This is a genomic window from Amycolatopsis sp. NPDC104775, assembly GCF_055583325.1.
Window position 1 is genome coordinate 536,558 of the sequence record NZ_JBVJOE010000004.1, and the last position, 20,545, is coordinate 557,102.

The 20,545-nt window shown below is 70.2% G+C and carries 18 protein-coding genes; 7 read left to right on the forward strand and 11 right to left on the reverse strand.

From position 1 onward, the window contains the following. Positions 1–40: 40 nt before the first annotated feature. The 6 genes from ACZ63D_RS21145 to ACZ63D_RS21170 form a co-directional block, all read right to left on the reverse strand. On the reverse strand, positions 41–2,875 hold the full coding sequence (locus tag ACZ63D_RS21145; RefSeq protein ID WP_465356021.1) for an AMP-binding protein: 2,835 nt from the start codon (positions 2,873–2,875) through the stop codon (positions 41–43). Between the two features lie 64 nt (positions 2,876–2,939). Beyond that, positions 2,940–4,151 (reverse strand): sulfotransferase family protein, encoded by a 1,212-nt coding sequence (locus ACZ63D_RS21150; protein WP_465356022.1) that lies wholly within the window; start codon positions 4,149–4,151, stop codon positions 2,940–2,942. A gap of 13 nt (positions 4,152–4,164) precedes the next feature. Beyond that, complete coding sequence (locus tag ACZ63D_RS21155) at positions 4,165–4,995, reverse strand: ABC transporter permease (RefSeq protein ID WP_465356023.1); 831 nt, start codon at positions 4,993–4,995, stop codon at positions 4,165–4,167. Then, the gene (locus tag ACZ63D_RS21160; RefSeq protein ID WP_465356024.1) at positions 4,992–5,942 is read right to left on the reverse strand and encodes an ABC transporter ATP-binding protein; all 951 of its coding nucleotides are present in this window, start codon (positions 5,940–5,942) and stop codon (positions 4,992–4,994) included. The genes ACZ63D_RS21155 and ACZ63D_RS21160 overlap by 4 nt, the downstream gene beginning before the upstream one ends. 1 nt (position 5,943) lies before the next feature. Beyond that, positions 5,944–6,615 carry a VC0807 family protein gene (locus ACZ63D_RS21165; protein WP_465356025.1) on the reverse strand — a complete coding sequence of 224 codons (672 nt, stop codon included), beginning with the start codon at positions 6,613–6,615 and terminating at the stop codon, positions 5,944–5,946. 27 nt (positions 6,616–6,642) lie between these two features. Further along, entirely contained in the window at positions 6,643–7,116 is a 474-nt protein-coding gene (locus tag ACZ63D_RS21170; RefSeq protein ID WP_465356026.1) for a MarR family winged helix-turn-helix transcriptional regulator, read from the reverse strand. A 121-nt stretch (positions 7,117–7,237) separates the two neighbouring features. Between ACZ63D_RS21170 and ACZ63D_RS21175 the strand changes: the two genes are divergently transcribed. The 5 genes from ACZ63D_RS21175 (at position 7,238) to rfbB (ending at position 12,193) form a co-directional block, all read left to right on the forward strand. Next, positions 7,238–8,455 carry a glycosyltransferase gene (locus tag ACZ63D_RS21175; RefSeq protein ID WP_465356027.1) on the forward strand — a complete coding sequence of 406 codons (1,218 nt, stop codon included), beginning with the start codon at positions 7,238–7,240 and terminating at the stop codon, positions 8,453–8,455. A 54-nt stretch (positions 8,456–8,509) separates the two neighbouring features. Beyond that, positions 8,510–8,872 (forward strand): hypothetical protein, encoded by a 363-nt coding sequence (locus ACZ63D_RS21180; protein ID WP_465356028.1) that lies wholly within the window; start codon positions 8,510–8,512, stop codon positions 8,870–8,872. Between the two features lie 113 nt (positions 8,873–8,985). Then, positions 8,986–9,765 (forward strand): tyrosine-protein phosphatase, encoded by a 780-nt coding sequence (locus ACZ63D_RS21185; RefSeq protein WP_465356029.1) that lies wholly within the window; start codon positions 8,986–8,988, stop codon positions 9,763–9,765. A gap of 91 nt (positions 9,766–9,856) precedes the next feature. Then, entirely contained in the window at positions 9,857–11,209 is a 1,353-nt protein-coding gene (locus ACZ63D_RS21190) for an NDP-hexose 2,3-dehydratase family protein (RefSeq protein ID WP_465356030.1), read from the forward strand. A 9-nt stretch (positions 11,210–11,218) separates the two neighbouring features. Continuing rightward, positions 11,219–12,193: a dTDP-glucose 4,6-dehydratase gene (gene rfbB, locus ACZ63D_RS21195; RefSeq protein WP_465356031.1), complete on the forward strand. Its 975-nt coding sequence runs from the start codon at positions 11,219–11,221 to the stop codon at positions 12,191–12,193. A gap of 355 nt (positions 12,194–12,548) precedes the next feature. Here the strand turns inward: rfbB and ACZ63D_RS21200 are convergent, their stop codons facing one another. Then, positions 12,549–13,712 carry an aminotransferase class I/II-fold pyridoxal phosphate-dependent enzyme gene (locus ACZ63D_RS21200; RefSeq protein ID WP_465356032.1) on the reverse strand — a complete coding sequence of 388 codons (1,164 nt, stop codon included), beginning with the start codon at positions 13,710–13,712 and terminating at the stop codon, positions 12,549–12,551. A gap of 137 nt (positions 13,713–13,849) precedes the next feature. Between ACZ63D_RS21200 and ACZ63D_RS21205 the strand changes: the two genes are divergently transcribed. Next, a complete protein-coding gene (locus tag ACZ63D_RS21205; protein WP_465356033.1) occupies positions 13,850–15,016 on the forward strand; it encodes a nucleotide disphospho-sugar-binding domain-containing protein in 1,167 nt (388 codons plus the stop codon). Positions 15,017–15,073: 57 nt separating this feature from the next. On the opposite strand, the gene rfbH is transcribed toward ACZ63D_RS21205, so the two are convergent. Genes rfbH through ACZ63D_RS21220 form a run of 3 tightly spaced genes read right to left on the reverse strand, consistent with a single transcriptional unit; the run spans position 15,074 to position 18,483 of the window. Next, on the reverse strand, positions 15,074–16,378 hold the full coding sequence (rfbH, locus tag ACZ63D_RS21210) for a lipopolysaccharide biosynthesis protein RfbH (RefSeq protein WP_465356034.1): 1,305 nt from the start codon (positions 16,376–16,378) through the stop codon (positions 15,074–15,076). Continuing rightward, a complete protein-coding gene (locus tag ACZ63D_RS21215; RefSeq protein ID WP_465356035.1) occupies positions 16,368–17,285 on the reverse strand; it encodes an NAD-dependent epimerase/dehydratase family protein in 918 nt (305 codons plus the stop codon). The genes rfbH and ACZ63D_RS21215 overlap by 11 nt, the downstream gene beginning before the upstream one ends. Before the next feature lies 1 nt (position 17,286). Next, positions 17,287–18,483: a cytochrome P450 gene (locus ACZ63D_RS21220; protein ID WP_465356036.1), complete on the reverse strand. Its 1,197-nt coding sequence runs from the start codon at positions 18,481–18,483 to the stop codon at positions 17,287–17,289. Positions 18,484–18,607: 124 nt separating this feature from the next. On the opposite strand from ACZ63D_RS21220, the gene ACZ63D_RS21225 reads away from it, so the two are divergent. Beyond that, positions 18,608–19,291 carry an SDR family NAD(P)-dependent oxidoreductase gene (locus tag ACZ63D_RS21225; RefSeq protein ID WP_465356037.1) on the forward strand — a complete coding sequence of 228 codons (684 nt, stop codon included), beginning with the start codon at positions 18,608–18,610 and terminating at the stop codon, positions 19,289–19,291. A 95-nt stretch (positions 19,292–19,386) separates the two neighbouring features. Here ACZ63D_RS21225 and ACZ63D_RS21230 read toward each other — a convergent pair whose 3' ends face one another. Further along, positions 19,387–20,538, reverse strand: coding sequence for a nucleotide disphospho-sugar-binding domain-containing protein (locus ACZ63D_RS21230; RefSeq protein WP_465356038.1), 1,152 nt, complete (start codon positions 20,536–20,538; stop codon positions 19,387–19,389). Positions 20,539–20,545 lie beyond the last annotated feature (7 nt).

Here is a 20,545-nt window from a genome sequence, read left to right on the forward strand (position 1 = left end):
AGCGGGTCGCAGCGGTTTCCCTTCGACCAGCCGGAAACTGTCACCCGGCGGCCAGCAGCCGCGCAAGCGCCCGCGTCCACTCCGCTGCCAGGTCGCGGGCGAGTCCGGCCGGAAAGAGATCCGTGCGGTACCAGAGATGGCAGTCCCGCGGCGAACCCGGCCACAGCACCAGGGCCAGTTCGAACATCGAGTTCCGCTGCGGCACCCGCAGCCGCGTCACCGGCAGGTCCGGCAGCGAAGCCGGAGCGCCGTGCTGCACCACGAAACCTGCCTGGCAGAACGGATTCCGCCCCGGCTCGGGACGCAGTTCCCAGTACAACCGCTCCAGCGGCACGAACTGGTCGGTCAGGACGCGTTCCAGCAGCGACCGGGCACGGTCGACCAGCGAGTCCGCCGAAGGAGCGAAGCGCAGCACTGCGGACGAGGCGAAACACCCGATAACGTCGGACGCTTCCTCGATGATGCGCCCGGCCATCGGCATCCCGACGGCGAAGTCTTCGCTGCCGCTCGCCGCGCGCAGCGTCTGGATCCAGGCGGCGAGGTAGAAGGCGGTCGCGGTCGCGCCGGTCTTCCGCAAGGCTTCGGGAGGAATCGCGGGCAGCCGCACCGGTACCTCGCCGAGCGGTCCCGGGCCGTCGACTTTCTGCGAGTGCAGCGGAAGCTCCGGGACGTCGCGCAGGTGGTCCAGCCAGAAATCCCCGTCGATCCGTCCCTCGATCTGCTCACGCTGCAGCCGGGCGGCGTCCTGGAAGCTCAGCGGAGCCGGCGGCAGCGGCGTGCCCGCGTACGCGGCCGAAAGTTCCCGGCACAGGATTTCCTCGGACCAGCCGTCGTAAGCTGTGTGGTGCACGGCGAGGGCCAGCCGGTCGCCGGTCAGCGCCGCGCGGAACGGGAGATCGAAGGGGCGGCTGAAGAACTCCTCGAGATCCGCGCCTGTCTCCAGCAGGTCCGGGACGTCGTCCGGGGCGACCGCAACGGGCTCGATGGTCTTGTCGTCGACGGAAATCAGCCGGGTGCGCAGCGCGGCGTGGCGTCGCACGACCGTGCGCACGGCCGCTCGCAGCGCGGGCACGTCCACCGGGCCGTCCAGGCGGAACAGCAGCGGGTTCACCAGGTCCCGGGCTGACGGGCTGGTTTGGCTGAGATACCACATCCGGTACTGCGTCGTCGGAATCCCGTGCGTGAGCAGCGGCGAGCGCTTCTGCGGAGTCCGCGGCGCGGAGTCGGGGCGGGCGTTCTCGGCGATGAGACGGGGAGTCCGGTGGGCCAGCACGAGACCGGCCGTCACCCCCATCTCCCGCAGCCGGCTGGCGAGGCGGATCACCACGATCGAGTCCGCGCCGAGCGCCAGCAGGTCGCTGTCCGCGCCGACCTCGCATTCTAGGAGGTCGGCCGCGGCTGCGACGACGGCGTTGAGCCGCGGATCGCCGGTCCGCGCCGCACGCGAACCGGAATCCGGCGCGGCGGCGAGCTCCGCCAGCCGGGCGGCGTCGACCTTTCCGTTGGCGTTCAACGGAAGCGCCTCGACCGCGAACATCCGGCCCGGCACGCACGCCGCCGGGAACAGCGAAGCCAGGCGTTTCCGCACCACCTGCGGATCGGCGTCGCCCACGAAGAAGCCTACCGACTCCCGCTTCGCGACCTGGCCGAGCGGCAGCGCGACGACAGCCGCCCGTCGCACCCCCTCGGTCTCCGCCATCGCCGCTTCGATTTCGGCCGGGTCGATCCGCACGCCGCGCAGTTTGAACTGCCGGTCCGCCCGGCCGAGGAACCGCAGCAGGCCGTCCTCGCCGACCGTCGCGCGATCGCCGGTGAGATAGGCCCGCTCGCCCGAGCGCAGCGTGACGAAACTCGCGGCGGTCTCCTCGGGCGCGCCGAGGTACTCCAGCGCCAGCCCGTCGCCGGAGATCGCGATCTCCCCGTCGATCAGGTGAACGCCGGTGTTGGCCATCGGACTGCCGATCGGCAAGTCCGGACCGGGCCGCAAGTCCGCGCCGGTGGCGAAGATCGTGCTCTCCACCGGACCGTACACATGCGACAGCCGCAGCCCGGGATGCTCGTTGAGCACCCGCGAAACGTGCCGCGGCGAGATCCGTTCGCCGCCGGTCATCAGGTGCCGCAAGCCGGAGAGACTGCCGAGGTCTTCGTCGACGATGGCGTTGAAAAGACTTGTCGTGAGGAACACCGTGTTCGTCCCGCGCGCGATCGACGCCGCCAGGTCCCGCGACGTCGGATGCGTGCCGTCGAAGAGATCGCAGCTCCCTCCGTTGATCAGCGGCCCCCACATCTCGACCGACGGCGCGTCCCAGCCCAGCGGCGAGATGTGCAGGATCTGGGTGTCCGCACGGAAATCCAACATGGGGTCGAGAGCGATCCGCGCGGTGCCGAGGTGCGGCGACAGCACCGCGCGGGGAGTGCCGGAGGTTCCGGAGGTGAAGAACACGCTGCACGCGGCGGATCCGTCGCCGGGAACCGGGCCGGATTCCGTGCCATGCAGCAGGCCGGGAACATCACTGTCCTCAATGGACAGACGAGCGCCGGTCGCCGCGACGATCTGTCGGAACCGAGCCAGCGGCCATTGCGGCGAGGCACCCGCGTACGCGGCTCCGGTCATCAACACACCCAGCAGCACCGCCACCATCGACGGATTTCGGCTCAACCGCACCGCGACGATGTCGCCCGGCTGTACTCCGCGCTCGGCCAGCGACCCCGCGACGCGCCTGGCGTCGCCGACCAGTTCGCGATAGGTGATCTCGGAGCCGCGCCAGAGCAGCGCGGTCGCGTCCGGGGTCGCCGAGGCCCACCGGGCCACCAGCCGGTCCACCCGGCCGCCGAGCGGATACCTGACCCGGGGGCCGCGCAGCGTACGACTCATCCGCCCACCTCGTTTCGCGTCGGAGCCCGAGAAAACCACGGCCCGCTCGCGACGGACTGGAGGATCAGCCTTCCGCCGGGACCCCGAACTCGGCGCGGTACCGCTCGGTGCGCGCCCGCATCGCCGCCGGGTCGATCCCCAGCACCGCCGGGTCGTACCGTACCCGCCCGAACCGGTGCGGATGCCGCTCGGCACGCAGCCGGGCCATCGCTTCCCTCGCCTGCTCCGTCATCGGCAGCCCGGCGACCGCGTAGATCCGGTCCACCACGCCGTCCGGATCGTCGCGGATCTCGGCCAGCGTCACATCGACCACCCGTGAAGGCGCCGAACGTGTTTCCACGCAGCGATCCGTCATTCCGGCGACCCGCTCCGCCCAGTAGCCGCCGACCCGCGCCGGGTCCACCTCGGCCGTCATGAGGCGCTGGCCGTAGGAAAGCATCGTGGCGATCGAGACCGCGACCGCCGCCGGGTCCCGGTGCGTGCGCACCACCACCGCGTCCGGGAACGCGGCCAGCAGCGCGGGAATCTGCTCGACGTGCTGCATGGTCTTGAGCGCCCAGCGGCCGCCGCCGCGAAGCCAGTGCAGCGCGCGCAGCGTGCGGGCGAGGTACTGGTAAGCGGGCGTCTGATCGGTGCGGAGGTACCAGTCCCGATAGGACGGAAGCGGCACCTGGGTCTCGAACAGCACCGAAGCGCAGCTCAGCCCGAGCAGCCGGATTTCCTCCTGAGCGCTCTCCTCGTCCACCGGCAGCATGCGTTTCATGTGCGGCAGCCCGGCTTCCAGCACTTGGTCGTAATGCCCGGACGGCGCCCCCGCGTCCGCTTCCGGCGGCCCGGTCGTCTCGTCGTCGGCCAGCAGCCGCATCCGTTCGTCGGCACCAAGCAGGCTGTGCAGGAACGTGGTGCCGGACCGGGGGAGCCCGGCGACCACGATCGGTTCCGGCAGCGGCACGTCCGCGATCTCCGGATGCTTCGCGTACAGCTGTTCCACGCGCAGCCTGCCGCTTAGCAATTGCAGCAGTTGCTGTTGCTGCGCCAGCGCGCCGAACGCGCTGAGCCCCGCCTCGGTCCGCAGCGACTGGCACAGCGCTGCCAGCGGCTCGCGGAACCAGTCGTCGCCGAAATCGTCCGCGCCCGCCTGTTCGGCGGCACGGGCCAGCAACGATTCCGGATCGAGCCCGGCCAGTGCTTCTTCGCGGTCCTGGCGTTCCGCCCACGCGCGCAGCCGGTCCGGAAGCTCCGGTGCGCCGAGGTCGTCGATGTCGACGTAGGTCATCGGCAGCCCTTTCCTATTTGATGACCCGCCGCTCGAAACGCTGGAGCCCTACCCAGGCGGTGCCGATGATGCCGCCGATGATCACCGGCAGGATCACGTACACAGGCATGTGCGGGGTCCCGGAGATCAACGCCGCGCGCAGTCCTTCGCTGGCGTACACGATCGGGTTGACCAGCACGACGACCTGCAGCCACGGCAGCGCCCCCAGCGCCGCCCACGGGAAGTACACGCAGCCGAGCATCATGGCGGGCACGATGATGAACGAGATGAGCACGTTGAACTTGTGGCCGTCGAGAACGGAACCGAGCAGCAGCCCGATGCTCGACGCCAGCAGCGGCAGCAGGAGCACCAGCGCGATCAGCAGCGCCGGATCGGTGATGTCGACGGACGGCCCCTGGCCCGGCGCGTGCACCAGCAGCGCGACCGGGACCACGACCAGCCCGGAGACCAGGCTCTGCACCGCGCCCCAGAGGATTTTCTCCACCCCGAGCATCCGCACCGACGCCGGCGTGAGCGCGCGGTCCTCGATCTCCTTGGTGTAGGAAAGCTCGTTGAGCAGCGACATGGTGACGCCGGTGAGTCCATTGAGGATGGTGGTGCTCGCGATCAGCCCCGGCAGCAGCACCGACGAGAACGACCGGCCCGCGCCGACCGCCGACCCGATCGCGGGCAGCACCACCGCGAAAACGAACGACAGCAGCAGCGGCTGGATCGCGGTGCGCGCCACGAAGGTGACGATGTCCTTGCGCAGCACGCGAAAATCGCGGGCGAGCATGCCGCGCATCGCGCGCAGCGCGGTCGGCTCCGGCAGCGCCGCCCGGTCGGCGAGGACGAGGTCGGTCATTCCCGGTACTCCCTTCCGGTGAGGGCGAGGAAGACGTGCTCGAGCGAGGGCGAGACCGTCGAGGCGTCGCGCACGGTCAGCTCCGCGCGGGAGCCGAGGTTCACCAGTTCGCCGAGCACGCCGTTCGCATCGGCGGTGAACACCTGCACCCGGTCCCCGTCCACCTCGAACCGGCGGTCGCCCAGCCGGGCCCGTAAGTCCGCCGCCCGCGGCGCGGGCCCGTCGAACGTCACGCTCACCACGCTTTCGGCGTTGGCGAGCTTGGTCAGTCCGGCGAGGTCGTCCACGGCGAGCACCCGGCCCTGGTCGATGACCGCCATCCGGTCGCACAGCTCCTCGGCTTCTTCGAGGTAGTGCGTGGTCAGCACGATCGTGACGCCCGCGGAGTGCAGCCGCCGGAACACGTCCCAGAGGTTCGCCCGCGCCTGCGGGTCGATGCCCGCGGTCGGCTCGTCGAGGAAGAGGATCTCCGGGCTGTGCACCAGCGCGCGGCCGACCATCAGCCGCCGCGCCTGCCCGCCGGACAGCTCGTCCACCATGGCGTTGCCGCGGCGGGTGAGGTCGAGCAGTTCCAGCAGTTGCCCCGCGCGCTCGCGGGCGGCCGGGCCGGGCAGCCCGAAGTACCGGGCGCGGAATTCGAGGTTCTCCGCGAGGTTGAGCTTCCGGTCGAGTGTGTTGCCCTGGGACACCACGCCGATCCGGCGCTTCACCTGCTCCGGGTCGCGCCGGACGTCGAATCCGGCGACCTCCGCGCTGCCGCCGCTCGGGCGGACCAGCGTGGTGAGCATGCCGATCGTGGTCGATTTCCCCGCGCCGTTCGGGCCGAGCACGCCGAAGAACTCGCCGCGGGGGACGTCGATGCTGACTTCGTGCACCGCGGTGACGTCCCCGCGCGGCGAATGGTATTTCTTGTGCAGGCGGTCGGCTTTGATCGCGGTCAGCGTCATGTCACTGCGCTTCGGGGATGCGCGCGTCGAGCAGCTTGCGGATCTTGGACCCGGTCCGGCGGGTGAACGCCAGGGTGCCGATGAACAGCACGATGCCGGGCAGCTGGGACTCGAAGACCGCCTTGTCGACGTTCATCGACTGGATGACGAGGATGCGCGCGACCGCGTCCACGACGAACATCACGCCCCACGCCATGGTGATCTGCTTGACGAACGAGCGGAACTCGCGCGATTCGCGCCACGTCGGCTCCCACAGCCGCTCGCGCGCGGCCTTGCCGCGGGTCGCGAAGGGACGGGCGGCGTAGTACATGATCGGCTTTTCGGCGAGCAGCGTGACGAAGCACCAGATGCCCGCCGCGCCGGTGAAGAAGGATTCCTTGGCCAGCACGAACTTCGCGTTGCCGGTGACCAGGGTGAGCGCGAGGCTCGCCACGACCATCAGCAGCACGAGCACGGCGAGGCTGTCGAGTTTCCGCGCGGTGATCGCGGTGTAGAGCACGCGCACCGCCGGGATGAGACCGGCGATGCTCAGCGTCAGCACGTCGTTGACGCCCATCGAATGCAGGATGTAGTAGAGCGCGACCGGGGCGACGACGTCGAGAAGCAGCGGAAGGAGGAACTTCGCGCGCGAGTCCTTCGCCTTTTCTTGGACGCCGGGCTGGTTGTCGGACATTTCTGGCCTTTCGAAAAGTTCTGGTGTTCAGACGCCGAGCTGCCCGGAGGCTTCGCGCTCCTGTCGCCGCTGCTCGTGCCTGCTGCTGAGGGTTTCGACCAGCCGCGTGAGCAGCAAGCCGAGGATGTGCACTTTGTCGGAGTCCCACTCGGCGAGTTCGGCGCGGAAGAACTCGACGCCGCGCCGCTCGACCTCCAGCAGTTCCTCGCGGCCCTCGTCGGTCAGCGAGATGAGGTAGCCGCGCCGGTCGGTGGGATTGTCGATCATCACGATCTTGCCCTCGTCCTGCAGCGCCTGCGCCGCCCGCGTCACCGAGGACGCGGACACCTGCAGTTCCTTGGCCACGTCCGAGGGCCGGATGGCCTGCCTCTCCATGGCCAGCTGGAACAGCCCGAAGCGGGTCGGGTCCAGTGCCCGCCGCTGGCCCCGCTGCAGGATCGTGCTGATCGTCGAGAGCGAGCGCGTGAGGAGCAGCAGATCGTCCGTTGTTGCGTCATTCACCCGCTCAGGATGGCAGAAGAACTACCGCCGTGCAAGTATTAGCGTTCTAAGTAGTACCGCAGTGGTGGAATGGCCGAGAAACTTTGAGCTTCCCCTGAGGCGGCGCGCGCACGCTGGGGCCATGACCGCACTAGACATCCTCTTCACCACGCAGCCGGCCAGCGGGCATCTGCGTCCCCTCGTCCCGATCGCGCACGCGGCTCAGCGGCGCGGGCACCGGGTGACGGTGTGCTCGGCGGAGCGGCTGCGCGACGAGGTGACCGGGTACGGCTTCGACTTCCTTCCCGCGGGCCACGACTGGACCCCGGAGGTGGTGCCGTTGCTGCCCCGCGGCTACTTCCACCTGCCGTTCGCCGAGGCCGCCGACGCCTACGCGGGCATCGAGGACCCGGTCGTCGATCTCTATCTCGGCTCGGCCGCGGTCAAGTCGGCGCGGGCTATTACCGAATCGCTCGCCGAGCCCCCTGACCTGGTCGTCCGCGAGCTGGACGAGTACGGCGGCTACCTGGCGGCCGAGGCGATGGGCGTGCCGCACGTGTCGGTCGCGTCCTTCGGCGGCCCGCATGTGGCCGCTCCGGCGCGAGTGGCGGCGAAGCTCGACGAAAGCCGCCGCGAGCTGGGCCTCGACAGTGATCCCGAGGCCGCGCGGCTGTACCGGCACGGGCACGTCAGCTTCCTGCCGCCGGAGTTCGGCGCGGCCGAGCTGGCGCTGCCGAACGTCCGCTGCTACCAGCACCGCAGCTCGGAACGCCCCGGCGAGCGGATGCCGGAGTGGGCGGCCGCGTTGGACCCCGCGAAGCGGACAGTGTTCGCCGGGTTCGGCACCGTGGTCTACGACCTGCCCGGCGCGGGCGGATTCGTCCGCTCGGTGATCGAGGCGCTGGGCGGGCTGGACTGCCAGGCGGTCGTGGCGGTGGGCTCGGGGCGGGACCCCGCGCGCTATCCGGCTCCTGAGAACGTGCAGGTCACTACGTTCGTGGCGCAGCCGCTGATGCTGAGCTCGTGCGACCTGTTCGTCACCCACGGCGGGCTCAACAGCGTGAAGGAGGCGCTGCACCTGGGCGTTCCCATGGTCGGGGTGCCGATCGCCGGCGACCACCGGCACAACCTGGCCAGCTTGGCCGAGGCGGGGGTCGCGGAGGTCGTTTCCCCGGCGGAAGCAAGTGTCGAAAACTTGGCGGCGGCCTGCGCCAAGGTGCTGGCCGATCCCGGATACCGGAGCCGCGCGCGGGCGCTGCAGCGGTATTCGCACGTGCTGCCGTCGGTGGACGACCTGGTCGGCGATCTGGAGCGGCTCGCCGGGCGCCGGAATGACGCCTCGTGTCCGACTCTGCTCTAGGGGTGACCGAAGTTATTGCTCGCGGGTAGCTGTTGGAGCTGATATCCTTCCAGCATGAAACTTTCTTCCAGTGTTGAGGCACCGGGTTCGGTCCGGCTCGTGAAAGCACTGACCCTGTGCGCGGGGGCGCTCACGATCCTCGCGGGCGTGGCGGGCGAGGGCTCGAAGATCTGGTCGATCCTTTCGGTGGCCTTCGGCGTCTGCTGCGTCATCACCACCGTGCGGATCAAGCACGGCTGGGGCCGGCGCGTCGAGGTCAACATCCTGATGACGGTGGTCCTGCTGATCACGCTCACCGAGTTCGCCGTGACCCTCAAGCCGGTCTCGCTGTTCGGGCTGCTGCTCCCGGTCGGCGTGCTGATCTGGGCGAACGGACGGGCCAAGGCCTGGTTCGACAGCGGCCGCCGCCGCGCCTGAACCGGCAGAACCGGCTGATCCGGGACTGAATCGACGAATATCGAGCGCCGGTCGACCTGTCCGGTTTACCTTCTTCGCACCTTCGGGGAGTCCGAACGGGTGAAGGAGTGAGAATGACAGGATTGACCAGGCGGTCGTTCATGGGGGTGGGGGCGGCGGCCGCGGGAGCGCTGCTGCTGCCGGGAATCGCACGTGCGGACACCGCGCATCAGGACATCGTCGTGGACGGTGCGCGCAACATCCGGGACATCGGCGGATACTCCTGTGCGGTGGGCACCGTCGCGCTGCGCAAGGTGTACCGCGGCGGCACGCTGTCGCAAGTGACCTCGGCGGGCGCGCGACAGCTCGCCGCGTTGAATCTCAAGTACGCCATCGACTTCCGGACGCCGATCGAACTGCAGTACTACGGGCCGGACGTGCTGCCCGGCGGCGTGACCTACGTGTCCGAGCCGATTTACGGGGCCGCGCAACAGGCCGCGGCGGTGTCCGCGATGGAAGTGCCCCCGCCGGGCCAGCCCGATCCGGCCACGCAGGCGAACTATGTGTCCTATGTGACCAGTCCGGCGTCGCGGGCGGCGTTCGCGCGCACGCTCAAGCGGATCGCCTCGTCGGGCAATGTTCCGTTGCTGTTCCACGATTCCGCCGGCGCGCACCGGTCCGGATGGCTGGTCGCGATCCTGCACGCGCTCCTGGGGGTTTCGCGTGCGGACATCAACGCGGAGTACCTGCTGTCCAATGTGTCCCTCGGCGGCGTGTACTGCTTCGTCCAGTACCTCGACGCCGCGCGCGATCAGGTGCGCAAGGACTACGGCGACCTTTTCACCTTTCTGGTCAAGGGACTCGGGCTGACGGGCAGCGACCTCGCGGGGATTCTGACCGTGATGCGCGGCTGAGCCGGGCGGGACCGCGCCGGGACGACTGCTCAAGGACGCGTCGAGCGGGCCGCGGGAGGGTGTCGGCAGACACCGTCCAAAGGAGCCGAAGATGGTCCGATCCTTGCGACGCGGAGGACCACGCGTCGATCTCGGCGCGTTCCTCGCCGACTGGAACCGGCAAGCCGACGCGGGCGGGTTCCGGGTCGAACGGACTCCGCTCGCCGAACTCGACGCGTGGTCCTTCGACACCGGAACCGGCAACCTGGTGCACGATTCCGGGCGGTTCTTCTCCGTCGAAGGACTGCGCGTCCGCACCGACAGCGAATACTTCCCGGAGTGGAACCAGCCGATCATCAGCCAGCCGGAGATCGGGATACTCGGGATCCTCGTGAAGCATTTCGACGGGGTGCCGCACTGCCTGATGCAGGCGAAGATGGAGCCGGGAAACCTCAACGAACTCCAGCTTTCGCCGACCGTGCAGGCGACGAAGAGCAACTACTCCCGCGTCCACAAAGGAGCGCCGACGAAGTACCTCGAGTACTTCGCCGGCCCCGGCCGCGGCGCCGTCGTCGCGGACGTGCTCCAATCCGAGCAGGGCGCGTGGTTCTACCACAAGCGCAATCGCAACATGATCGTCGAGGTCTTCGACGACGTCGAGGTGCACCCCGGATTCACGTGGCTGCGGCTCGACCAGATCGCCGAGCTGATGAAGATCGACAACTTCGTCAACATGGATTCGCGCACCGTGCTGTCGTGCATGCCCTACTCCGGCACGCCTTCGACGCCGTTCGGCCGCGCGCTGGCGCGGTCGCTGGCCGCCGAATCCCGGTCGGCCGACGCGGTCATCCAGCTGCTGAGCTGGTTCACCGAGGTGAAGGCGCGGCGCGACGTGTCGGCCGCGCTGGTCCCGCTGCGCAAGATCGACCGGTGGATCTTCGACGACCTGGCGATCCGGCACGAGAGCGGGAAGTACTTCGAGATCGTCGGCGTTTCGGTGGCCGCGGGGACGCGGGAGGTCACCACGTGGTCGCAGCCGCTGATCGCGCCGTGCGCCAACGGGATCGTGGCGTTCTTCGCCAGGGTGGTCGACGGAACGGCCGAGCTGCTCGTGCAGGCGCGCGTCGAAGCGGGGTGCCTCGACATCGTCGAGCTGGGGCCGACCATCCAGTGCACGGCGGAGAACTACGCGGACGTGCCCGCGGAGCACCGGCCCGCGTTCCTCGACCGGCTGGACTCCCTGCCTCCGGAGCGGATCCGCTTCGACAGCATGCAATCCGAGGAGGGCGGCCGGTTCTATCACGCGCAGAACCGGTACCTGATCGTCGAGGACGATCCCGGCGACGTCCCGCCGGGCTACCGCTGGATCCCGCTCGGCAGGCTCGCCGAGCTGTTGCGGCACAGCAACTACGTCAATGTCCAGGCGCGGAGCTTGATCGCGGCGCTGCGTTCACTGTGCTGGTAGGAGTGCGGCATGCGCGTGCTGGTCACCGGCGGGGCCGGGTTCATCGGATCGCACTACGTCCGGCAGGCGCTGAGCGGGGCGTATCCCGCGCTGGCCGACGCCGAGGTGGTCGTGCTCGACAAGCTCACCTACGCCGGGAACAAGGCGAATCTCGCGCCGGTGGCGGGAAGCGAGCGGCTGCGGTTCGTGCACGGGGACGTCTGCGATCCCGAGCTGATGCCCGCCCTGATGTCCACTGTGGACTTGGTGGTGCACTTCGCCGCCGAGTCGCATGTGGACCGTTCGATCGCGGCTTCGGCGGATTTCGTGCGGACGAACGTGCTCGGGACGCACAACCTGCTGCAGTCGGCGCTGGCCGCGGGAACCGGCAAGTTCGTGCACGTGTCGACCGACGAGGTGTACGGCTCGATCGCCGACGGCTCGTGGCTCGAAGATCACGCGCTGGAGCCGAATTCCCCTTACTCGGCCTCGAAAGCGTCCTCCGACCTGCTCGCCCGGTCGTTCTTCCGCACCTACGGGCTGCCGGTGTGCGTGACCCGCTGCTCGAACAACTACGGGCCGTACCAGTTCCCGGAGAAGGTGATTCCGCGCTTCCTGACGAACCTGCTCGACGGCCGGCGTGTGCCGCTGTACGGCGACGGGCGGAACGTGCGGGACTGGCTGCACGTGGACGACCACTGCCAGGGAATCCAACTGGTCGCCGAGCACGGCCGCCCCGGCGAGGTCTACCACATCGGCGGCGGCACGGAACTGACGAACCTGGACCTGACCGGTCGGCTGCTGGCGGCGGCCGGGGCGGGCTGGGACCGGGTCGACCGGGTCGAGGACCGGCTGGGGCACGACCGGCGGTACTCGGTCGACATCGCGAAGATCACCGCCGAGCTGGGCTACGCGCCGCGGGTGAAGTTCGACGACGGGCTGGCCGAGACGGTGCGGTGGTACCGGGAGAACCGCGCGTGGTGGGAGCCGCTCAAGTCGCGGTGAATTACTGAGGTTCGGGCCGGTGCCGCGCGGGGTTGCGGTGGTGCCGGGGTTGATGGGCACGGCGGGGTCCGGCCTGGCGGTTGCCGGGCCGGATTTTTCGCGTGTGGACGGGGAGAGCGGGGTTGGACGGTGGAGCGGAGCGCCGGTGAACCCGGGCCTGCGGAACGGGTCGGGCCAGGCGGTTGGCCGGACCAGGCACGGGTGAGGCGGGCGGGGTTGGGCGTTGGGGCGGTGCACTTGGCGAATCCGGGCCTGCGGAAGGGGACGGTCCAGGGGGTTGGCCGGACCGAAGCGCGGGTCAGGTGAGCGGGGCTGGGCGTTCGGCGTACCGGCGAACCCGGCCCCGCGGAACGCGTCAGGCCAGCGGGGCCGCGCCCAGCGCCGTGCGGACGATGCTGCCGATCCGCAGCGCGTCCTGCTGGCTTACCGCGGTTCCGGTCGGCAGCGCCAGCACGCGGTCGGCCAGCCATTCGGTGTGCGGCAGCGGCGCGGACGGGGCGTAGGGCGGCATCCGGTGGCAGCCCGGCGAGAAATACCTCTTCGCGTGGATGTTTTCCGCGGCCAGGATCTCGAGCAGCCGGTCGCGGGAGATCCCGGCTCCCTCGGCGTCGACGGTCAGCACCACGTACTGGAAGTTGTTGTCCTCGCGGTCGTCGTACCGGACGAAATCGACTCCGGGCAGTCCGTTCAGCAAGGCCGCGTAGCATTCGTGGTTGCGCTGGTTGTGCTTGACGAAATCGTCGATGCTGTCCAAAGAGGTCAGTGCCATCGCCGCGCTGATCTCGCTCATCTTGGCGTTGGTCCCGAGATAGCCCACGGTGTCGCCGCCGACGATCCCGAAGTTCTGCATCGCCGCCATCCGCTCTGCGGCTTCCCGGTCGCGGGTGACGACCGCGCCGCCCTCGAAGGCGTTGACGAATTTGGTGGCGTGGAAGGAGAAGATCTCCGCGTCGCCGCCGCTTCCGGTGGGCTGGCCGTCCCGGGAGCAGCCGTAGGCGTGCGCCGCGTCGAACAGCAGCCGCAGGCCGTGCCGGGCGGCGATCGCCTCCAGCGCCCCGACGTCGCACAGCCGTCCCCACAGGTGGACGCCGATGATCGCGCTGGTGCGCGGCGTGATCAGCCGCTCGGCCTGTGCCGGATCGATGTTGTGGGTCACCGGGTCGATGTCGCAGAACACCGGGGTGAGCCCGAGCCACGACACCGCGTGCGCGGTCGCGGCGAACGTCATCGACGGGACGATCACCTCGCCGGTCAGCCCGAATCCGCGAATCGCCAGCTGCAGCGCGGAAGTCGCGTTGCAGGCGAGCACACAGCCGGGCACGCCCGCGCTCTGCCGGACGCGGTCGGCGAGCGCCTCGGTCATCGGGCCGCCGTTGCTCAGCCGCCGCGAGTCGAAGATCTGGTCCACCCGCGCGGAAAACGCTCTCCGGTCGCCGACGTTCGGGACTCCGAAGTAGATCGCGCGGTCGAACTCCGGGCTGCCGCCCGCGACAGCCAGCTGCTCGAATGCCTGTTTCACGCGCCACCTCCGCGACGGAATTCCGGACCGGTCCATCGTGTCCGCCGCGTCTCGAGCCGCGTTGGACAACCGCTCAGCCGGAATCGAGCCGCAGCGCCGACGATGGACGCGTTCTCACGAAACCAGGGGAGTTCACGATGAAAGTGCTGCTGATGTCCTGGGCGGGCCGGTCCCACTATTTCTCGCTGGTGCCGCTCGGCTGGGCGCTGCGCGCGGCGGGGCACGAGGTGCGGGTGCTCAGCCAGCCGGGGTTCGCCGGCACGGTCACCGAGTCCGGGCTGACCATGACCCCGGCCGGGCACGACGTCGACGTCGCCGAGCTGCTGCGCGCCAATCTCGGGGCCAAAGCCAACTCCACCGAAGCGCTGCCGAGCCGCTGGGATGCCGATTCCGCGGAGGCGAAAGTGCTGCTGCGAGCCCGCAAAGGCCTCGGGCACTTCCTCACGCTGGCCGAGGTGATGGCCGACGACGCCCTCGCGTTCGGCAGGCAGTGGCGGCCGGATCTGATTCTGTTCGAGCCGACCACCTTCGCCGGGCCGCTGCTCGGGCAACTGCTCGGCGTCCCGGCGATCCGGCACCTGTGGGCTCCGGACTTCACCGCCGACCTGCCGAGCATCGAGACCGAGCTGTTCGCCGATCTGCTGGCCCGCCACGGACTGGAGACCTTGGGCGTCAACGGCGATCTCACGATCGACCCGTGCCCGCCGCGCCTGCAGATCGACCGCGCCACTGGCTACCAGCCGATGCGATACGTGCCCTACAACGGCGGCGGCACGATCCCCGAATGGCTCACGCCGGCGGAGCGGCCCCGGGTCTGTGTCACGTGGGGGCTTTCGCAGTCCGAACTGGGCGTCTCCCGCGGTCTGGATCTCGCCGGCCTGCTGCACGCGATCGCCCGGCTCCCGATCGACGTCGTGGTGCCGACGACCGCGAAGGAGAGTCTCGGCGGTCTCCCGCCGAATGTGTCCGTGGTGGATCCGGTGCCGCTGCAGGCGTTGCTGCAAACCTGCGACCTGGTCGTCCACCACGGCGGTTCCGGGACGCTCATGACCGCGATGAGCGAGGGCGTGCCGCAAGTCGTGCTGCCGAACATGCCGGATCTGATGTTCAACGGTCGCCAGCTGGCGGGCACCGGCGCGGGCGTCGTGCATCCGGCGACAGCGGAGATCGACGAGGTGGCCGCCGACATCGAACGCGTGCTCACTGAGCCGGAATTCCGGCAGGCAGCGGCGAAACTGCGCGAGGAAAGCGAGAGCCTGCCGTCCCCGGCGGAAGTCGCCGCGAAACTGGAAGCACTCGTTTGACGTTCTCCGCGCGGACGGGCCGTCGCCGGGCGTAGTGCCTGGCGACGGCCCGTCGGTTCACCGGCCGTGCGCGACGAACTCCCGGATCGACGACACCATGTAGTCGATCATCTCGTCGGTGATCCCGGGGTACACGCCGATCCAGAACGTCTGGCTGGCCACCACGTCCGAGTTCTCCAGCGTTCCGTGCACCCGGTACTCGACGTCCTGGTACGCCGGGTGCCGGGTGAGGTTGCCGCTGAACAGAAGCCGCGTGCCGATCCGCCGTTTTTCCAAGTACAGCTGGAGATCCCGGCGGCTGAAGTCGGCGTCCGGCGAAACGGTGATGACGAACCCGAACCAGCTGGGGTCGCTGCCCGGCGTCGGCTCCGGCAGGATCAGGCCGGGCAGCCCGTCCAGCTCGGTGCGCAGCCGCTGCCAGTTCGCCCGCCGGAGCCTGCCGAACTCGTCCAGTTTGGCCAGCTGGGACAGGCCGAGCGCGCTCTGCAGGTCGGTCGATTTCAGGTTGTAGCCGACGTGCGAGAACGTGTACTTGTGGTCGTAGCCGTCCGGGAGCGTGCCGAGCGACCAGCCGAACCGCTTCTGGCAGCGGTCGTCCTCGCCCGGTTCGCACCAGCAGTCGCGGCCCCAGTCCCGATAGGACTCGACGAGCCGGGCCAGCGAAAGATCCGCGGTCAGCACGCAGCCGCCCTCGCCCATCGTGAGGTGGTGCGCCGGGTAGAAGCTCACCGTGCTGAAGTGGCCGAACGTCCCGGTGAGCTGGCCGCGGTAGAGCGATCCCACCGCGTCGCAGTTGTCCTCCAGGAACCACAGGCCGTGTTCCTTCGCCAGTTCCGCGATTTCCGCGGCCTCGAACGGGTTGCCCAGCGCGTGCGCGAGCGCGATGCCCCGCGTGCGCGGCCCGATCGCGGCCGCGACCCGCTCGGCGGTGGTGTTGTACGTCGGCAGGTCGACGTCGACGAACACCGGGACGAGCCCGTTCTGCACGATCGGGTTCACCGTGGTCGGGAATCCGGCCGCGACCGTGATCACCTCGTCGCCCGGCCGCATCCGCCGGTCGCCCAGCTCGGGCGCGGTGAACGCGGACAGCGCCAGCAGGTTCGCCGACGAGCCCGAGTTCGTCAGGTGCGCTTTGCGCAGGCCGAGGTACTTCGCGAACTTCCGCTCGAACTTCCGCGAGTCCACTCCGGCGGCGATCCGCAGTTCGGCGGCCGCCTCCACGAGCGCGGCCCGGTCGTCGGCGTCGAGCACCGCGCCCGAGGGCAGGATCGGCGTCCGGCCGGGGACGAAGCCCGGAGCCGCCCGGCTGTCGTGCAGTTTCCGGACGCCCTCGAGAATCGAGGCCTTGACGTCATCGGTCATCCGAGTCTCCCCGTTCAGCTGATTCCCACAGGTCCGCCAGAGTGGCGCTGATGCCGATCGCGGGCTTCCAGCCCAGCATCGCGCCGATCCGGGTCGTGTCCGCGCACTGCCAGTCGAGCCCGGCGACGCGGCTCCCGCCGTCGGCGTCGGTCAGCACGGTCCGGGCGTCGAGCCCGCTGGCTTCGATGAGCCCGTCGACCACGTCGCGGGTGCAGAGACCCTCGCCGCGGCCGACGTTGAGGACGGTCCCGCCCGCGAAGGCGCCGGGCGGCGCACCCGCCGCCGCGGTCACCGCGCTCGCGACGTCCCTGGCGTCGACGAAATCGCGGTACTGCAACGGCTGCCGCAGCTCGATGACTCGTTCTCCGGCACGCAGCCGGCGCACAGTCTGGCCGAGCAGGCTCGGCTCGGGCACGCCGGGCCCGAACGCGTTGAACACGCGCAGCACGACCGCGTCCACTCCGTCGCTCGCGACTTTCAGCACCGCTTGAGTGCCGAGGAATTTGCTTGTGCCGTAAGGCGTGCGCGGGCCGGTCTCGAAGTCCTCCGGCAGCGCCGAGCCGTGCGGAGCGGGCGCGTACTCGTGGGACGAGCCGAAATGCACGAGCCGGGGCACCCCGGTGTCGCGGGCCGCTTCCGCGGTCGCCGCCGCCAGCGAGCAGTTCACCGATTTCTCCGGGTCGGGGATCGGGGCCCAGGCCATGCCGGACGCGTTGACCACCACCTCCGGCCGCAGCCGCGCGAACAACGCCGTCAGCTCGTCGTACGCCCGCTCGTCGTGCGCGACTTGGACGACGCCGGGCAGCCGCCTTCTGCTGACCACCACCACCGGGCGGCCCGCGGCTGCCAGCGCGCGGCAGACGTGCCCGCCGAGGAAACCGGTTCCGCCGAGCACCACTGCTGTCATGTCAGCTCCAGGAAATCGGGAGTTCGGCGGGCAGGCGGAACGCGCCGCGACCCCACACGAGCTCGGATTCGGCGACGGTCGCGCGCACCCCGGGGAACCGCCGGTGCAGCCCGCCGAGCGCGCGGCGCACCTCGACCCGGCCGAGCAGCGCGCCGAGGCAGTTGTGCGGCCCGTGCCCGAAGGCGAGGTGCCGGTTCGGGGTGCGCCGCAGGTCGAGTGCGTCCGGTCCGGGAAAGACCTCGGGGTCGCGGTTCGCCGCGTTGATCGAAGGCAGCACGGCTTCTCCGGCCCGCACGACGACGCCGGACAATTCGACGTCCGCGGTCGCGATGCGCAGCGAGCCCAGTCCGCCGGTCTGGGAGTAGCGCACCAGTTCGTCGGCGGCAGTGGCGTCGATGCCGGGGTCGGTGCGGAGCAGCTCCGCCTGCTCCGGATGGCGTTGCAGATTCAGGAAACCGTGGACGATCTCCGCCGCGGTGGCGTGGTAGCCCGCGCCGAGGAGGGTGTAGCCGAACGCGATCAGCTCGGCCGTGCTCAGCCGGTCGCCCTCGTCGTGCGCCCGCACCAGGTCGGTGAGCAGATCCGGTTCAGGGTGCTCGCGTTTCGCTTCGACGAGTTCGGTGAGATACCGCGTCAGGTTCCCGGTCGCCTCTTCAACGCGCTCGCGCGAGCCCGCGCCGAAGTCCAGCATCGCGTCGGTCCACGCGCCGAAGGAGTCCACATCGGACTCCGGGACGCCGAGCAGCGCGCAGATCACCGAGATCGGCAATGCCTTGGCCAGCCCGGAGACGAGGTCCGCGCCGGGGCCCTTCGCGGCCAGCCGGTCGAGCAGCTCGTCGGCGCGGCGGGCGATCTCCGCTTCCACCCGCGCGGTCGCGGCGGGGCTGAACGGCTTCGCCACCAGCTTGCGCAGCCGCGTGTGCTCCGGCGGGTCCATCACGAAGATCGACTTCGAGCCCGAGGCGAGCGGAAACACCGTCGGGGCGCCGGGCTTGGTGATCGCCTCGCGGCTGAACTCCTTGGCGGACAAGGCGTAGCGCACGTCCGCGTACCGGGTGAGCAGCCGGGCTTCGTGGCCGGTCGGCAGGGTGATCCGGGCGACCGGGTCCTGCTCGCGCAGCCGCGCGAACTCGGCGGGCGGGTCGAGCGGGGTCTCCGCCGCGAACGGGAAGACCAGTGGATCGGCTAGCTGCGTCATGCTACCTCCGGGAAACGGCCGGGTCTGCCGCCAGCGTGCCCCGGCCCGGTAGAGCGGGACCGGGGAAGCGCTCATGCGGCCGGGCCGCGAGCGCGGCTCGAGGCCGGTGTACTGGGGTCGGCCCATGGCATCTGCATCTGTGCGCCGGGCGCTGGTCACCGGCGGAAACCGGGGGATCGGCAAAGCCGTCTGCGCCGAACTGCGCTCGCGCGGCTACGAAGTGCTGCTCACCGCTCGCTCTCTCGACGACGCCCGAGCGGCGGCGGCCGAAACCGGCTGCACCGCGCTGCAGCTCGACGTGACCTCGCAGTCTTCTGTGGACAAGTGCGCGGCGGAAGCCGGACCGGTCGACGTACTGGTGCCGAACGCCGGGATCCTGCTCGACCGGGGTGCGTCCGCGGCGACCGTGCCGCTGGCGGACGTCGCGCGCACGTGGGAGGTCAACGTGCTGGGGGCGTGGCGGGTGTGCCAGGCGTTCGTGCCCGGCATGGCCGAGCGGGGCTGGGGACGGGTCGTGTTCGTGTCGAGCGGGACGGGGTGTTTCGCCAACGGCCTCGCACCCGCGATCCCGGCTTACTCGATGTCCAAGACCTCGTTGAACGCGCTGACGGTGCTTCTCGCCGCGGCGCACCGCGCGGACGGCGTCTTGGTGAACGCGGTCAATCCGGGCACGACGCGGACGGACATGATGCCGAAAGGCCAGCGGTTGCCCGAGGAGGCCGCCGCGGACATCGCCGACGCGGCCGCGCTGCCGGACGACGGGCCGTCGGGCTGTCTCTTGCGGGGGTCGGAAGTGCTGGCGTGGTGACTGGGCCACCGCGTCGCTGACGCCGCTGGGCTGCCGGACGACGAACCGTCCGGCAGCCTTTCGCGCGGTTCCGAAACGCGTGCCGGGCAACCGGCTCAGCACACCAGGCTCTCGAGTTCCCCGACGACCTCGGCGGTGGACGGCTGAGCCGCCATCTCCGCCTGGACCTCGGTGGCCTTCGCCGCGAACGTCTTTTCGTTCAGCAGCCGGTCGAGCGATTCGCGCAGCGACGACGGGGTCGTTTCGCCGTCGGGCAGCATCAGGCCGGCTCCGGTCGCCGCGAACTGGCGTCCGTTGAACGCGTGGTCCGGCAGGTACGGCACCACCAGCTGCGGCACCCCGTAGGTCAGCCCGGTCATCGTCGTGCAGCCGCCGCCGCGCTGGACCAGCAGATCGCAGTGCGGCAGCACGACGTGCAGCGGAATCATCACCTCGGTGCGGACGTTCGGCGGCAGCGTCCCCAGCGCCGCCCGCTCCGCCTCCGACACCGCCAGCACGACGTCCACATCGGACAGTGCGTCGACGATCTTCAGCGGCAGCGGCCGGTCCTCGCCGCCGAGTTTCCCGCTCGTCGTTCCCATGGTGATGCAGACCAGTGGCCGATCGCCGCGCCGCTCCCACGTCCACCGCGGTGCCCGGGCCGGGCCGTTGTAGGGGGTGTAGCGCAGCCAGGTCCGGTGCAGCGGCGAGTCGATCTGCATGCTCGGCGGGCACGGGTCGACGGTCGTCCTCGCGGCGAGGTCGTCCTGGGAGAGGCCATGGCGGGCAAGGAGATCGCCCAGGCCGGAGGTGTCGAAGCGGGCCATCAGGTCGGGGCCCCAGGTGTGGCGCACCGCGGGAATGCCGAGCAGCGCGGCGGCGATCGGCGCGGCGTAGGTCGTCGTGTCGTGCACGATGAGGTCGGGCCGCCACGCGCGGCACTGCGCGAGCAGGTCGTCGAGCATGTTCTCGGCGAGCGTGACGAAGGTGGCCATCGCTTCGGCAGTCTTGCGGGCAGCCAGTTCCCGCCAGAATTCCCGGGACATCCGCGCGGCGCCGACGCCCTCCATCGGCTTGCGCATGAGCGCGGCGAAGTCCAGGTCCGTGCCGACTGGGACCCCGGCGAGGCCGGACGCGGTGACCGCGGGCATCAGCGCGGGCTGGCTCGCGACGCGCACCTCGTGGCCTTCCGCGAGCAGCCCCCAGCCCAAGGGCACCAACGGGAAATAGTGGGACGGCCACGCCCACGACGCGAACAGCACGCGCATTCGGGAT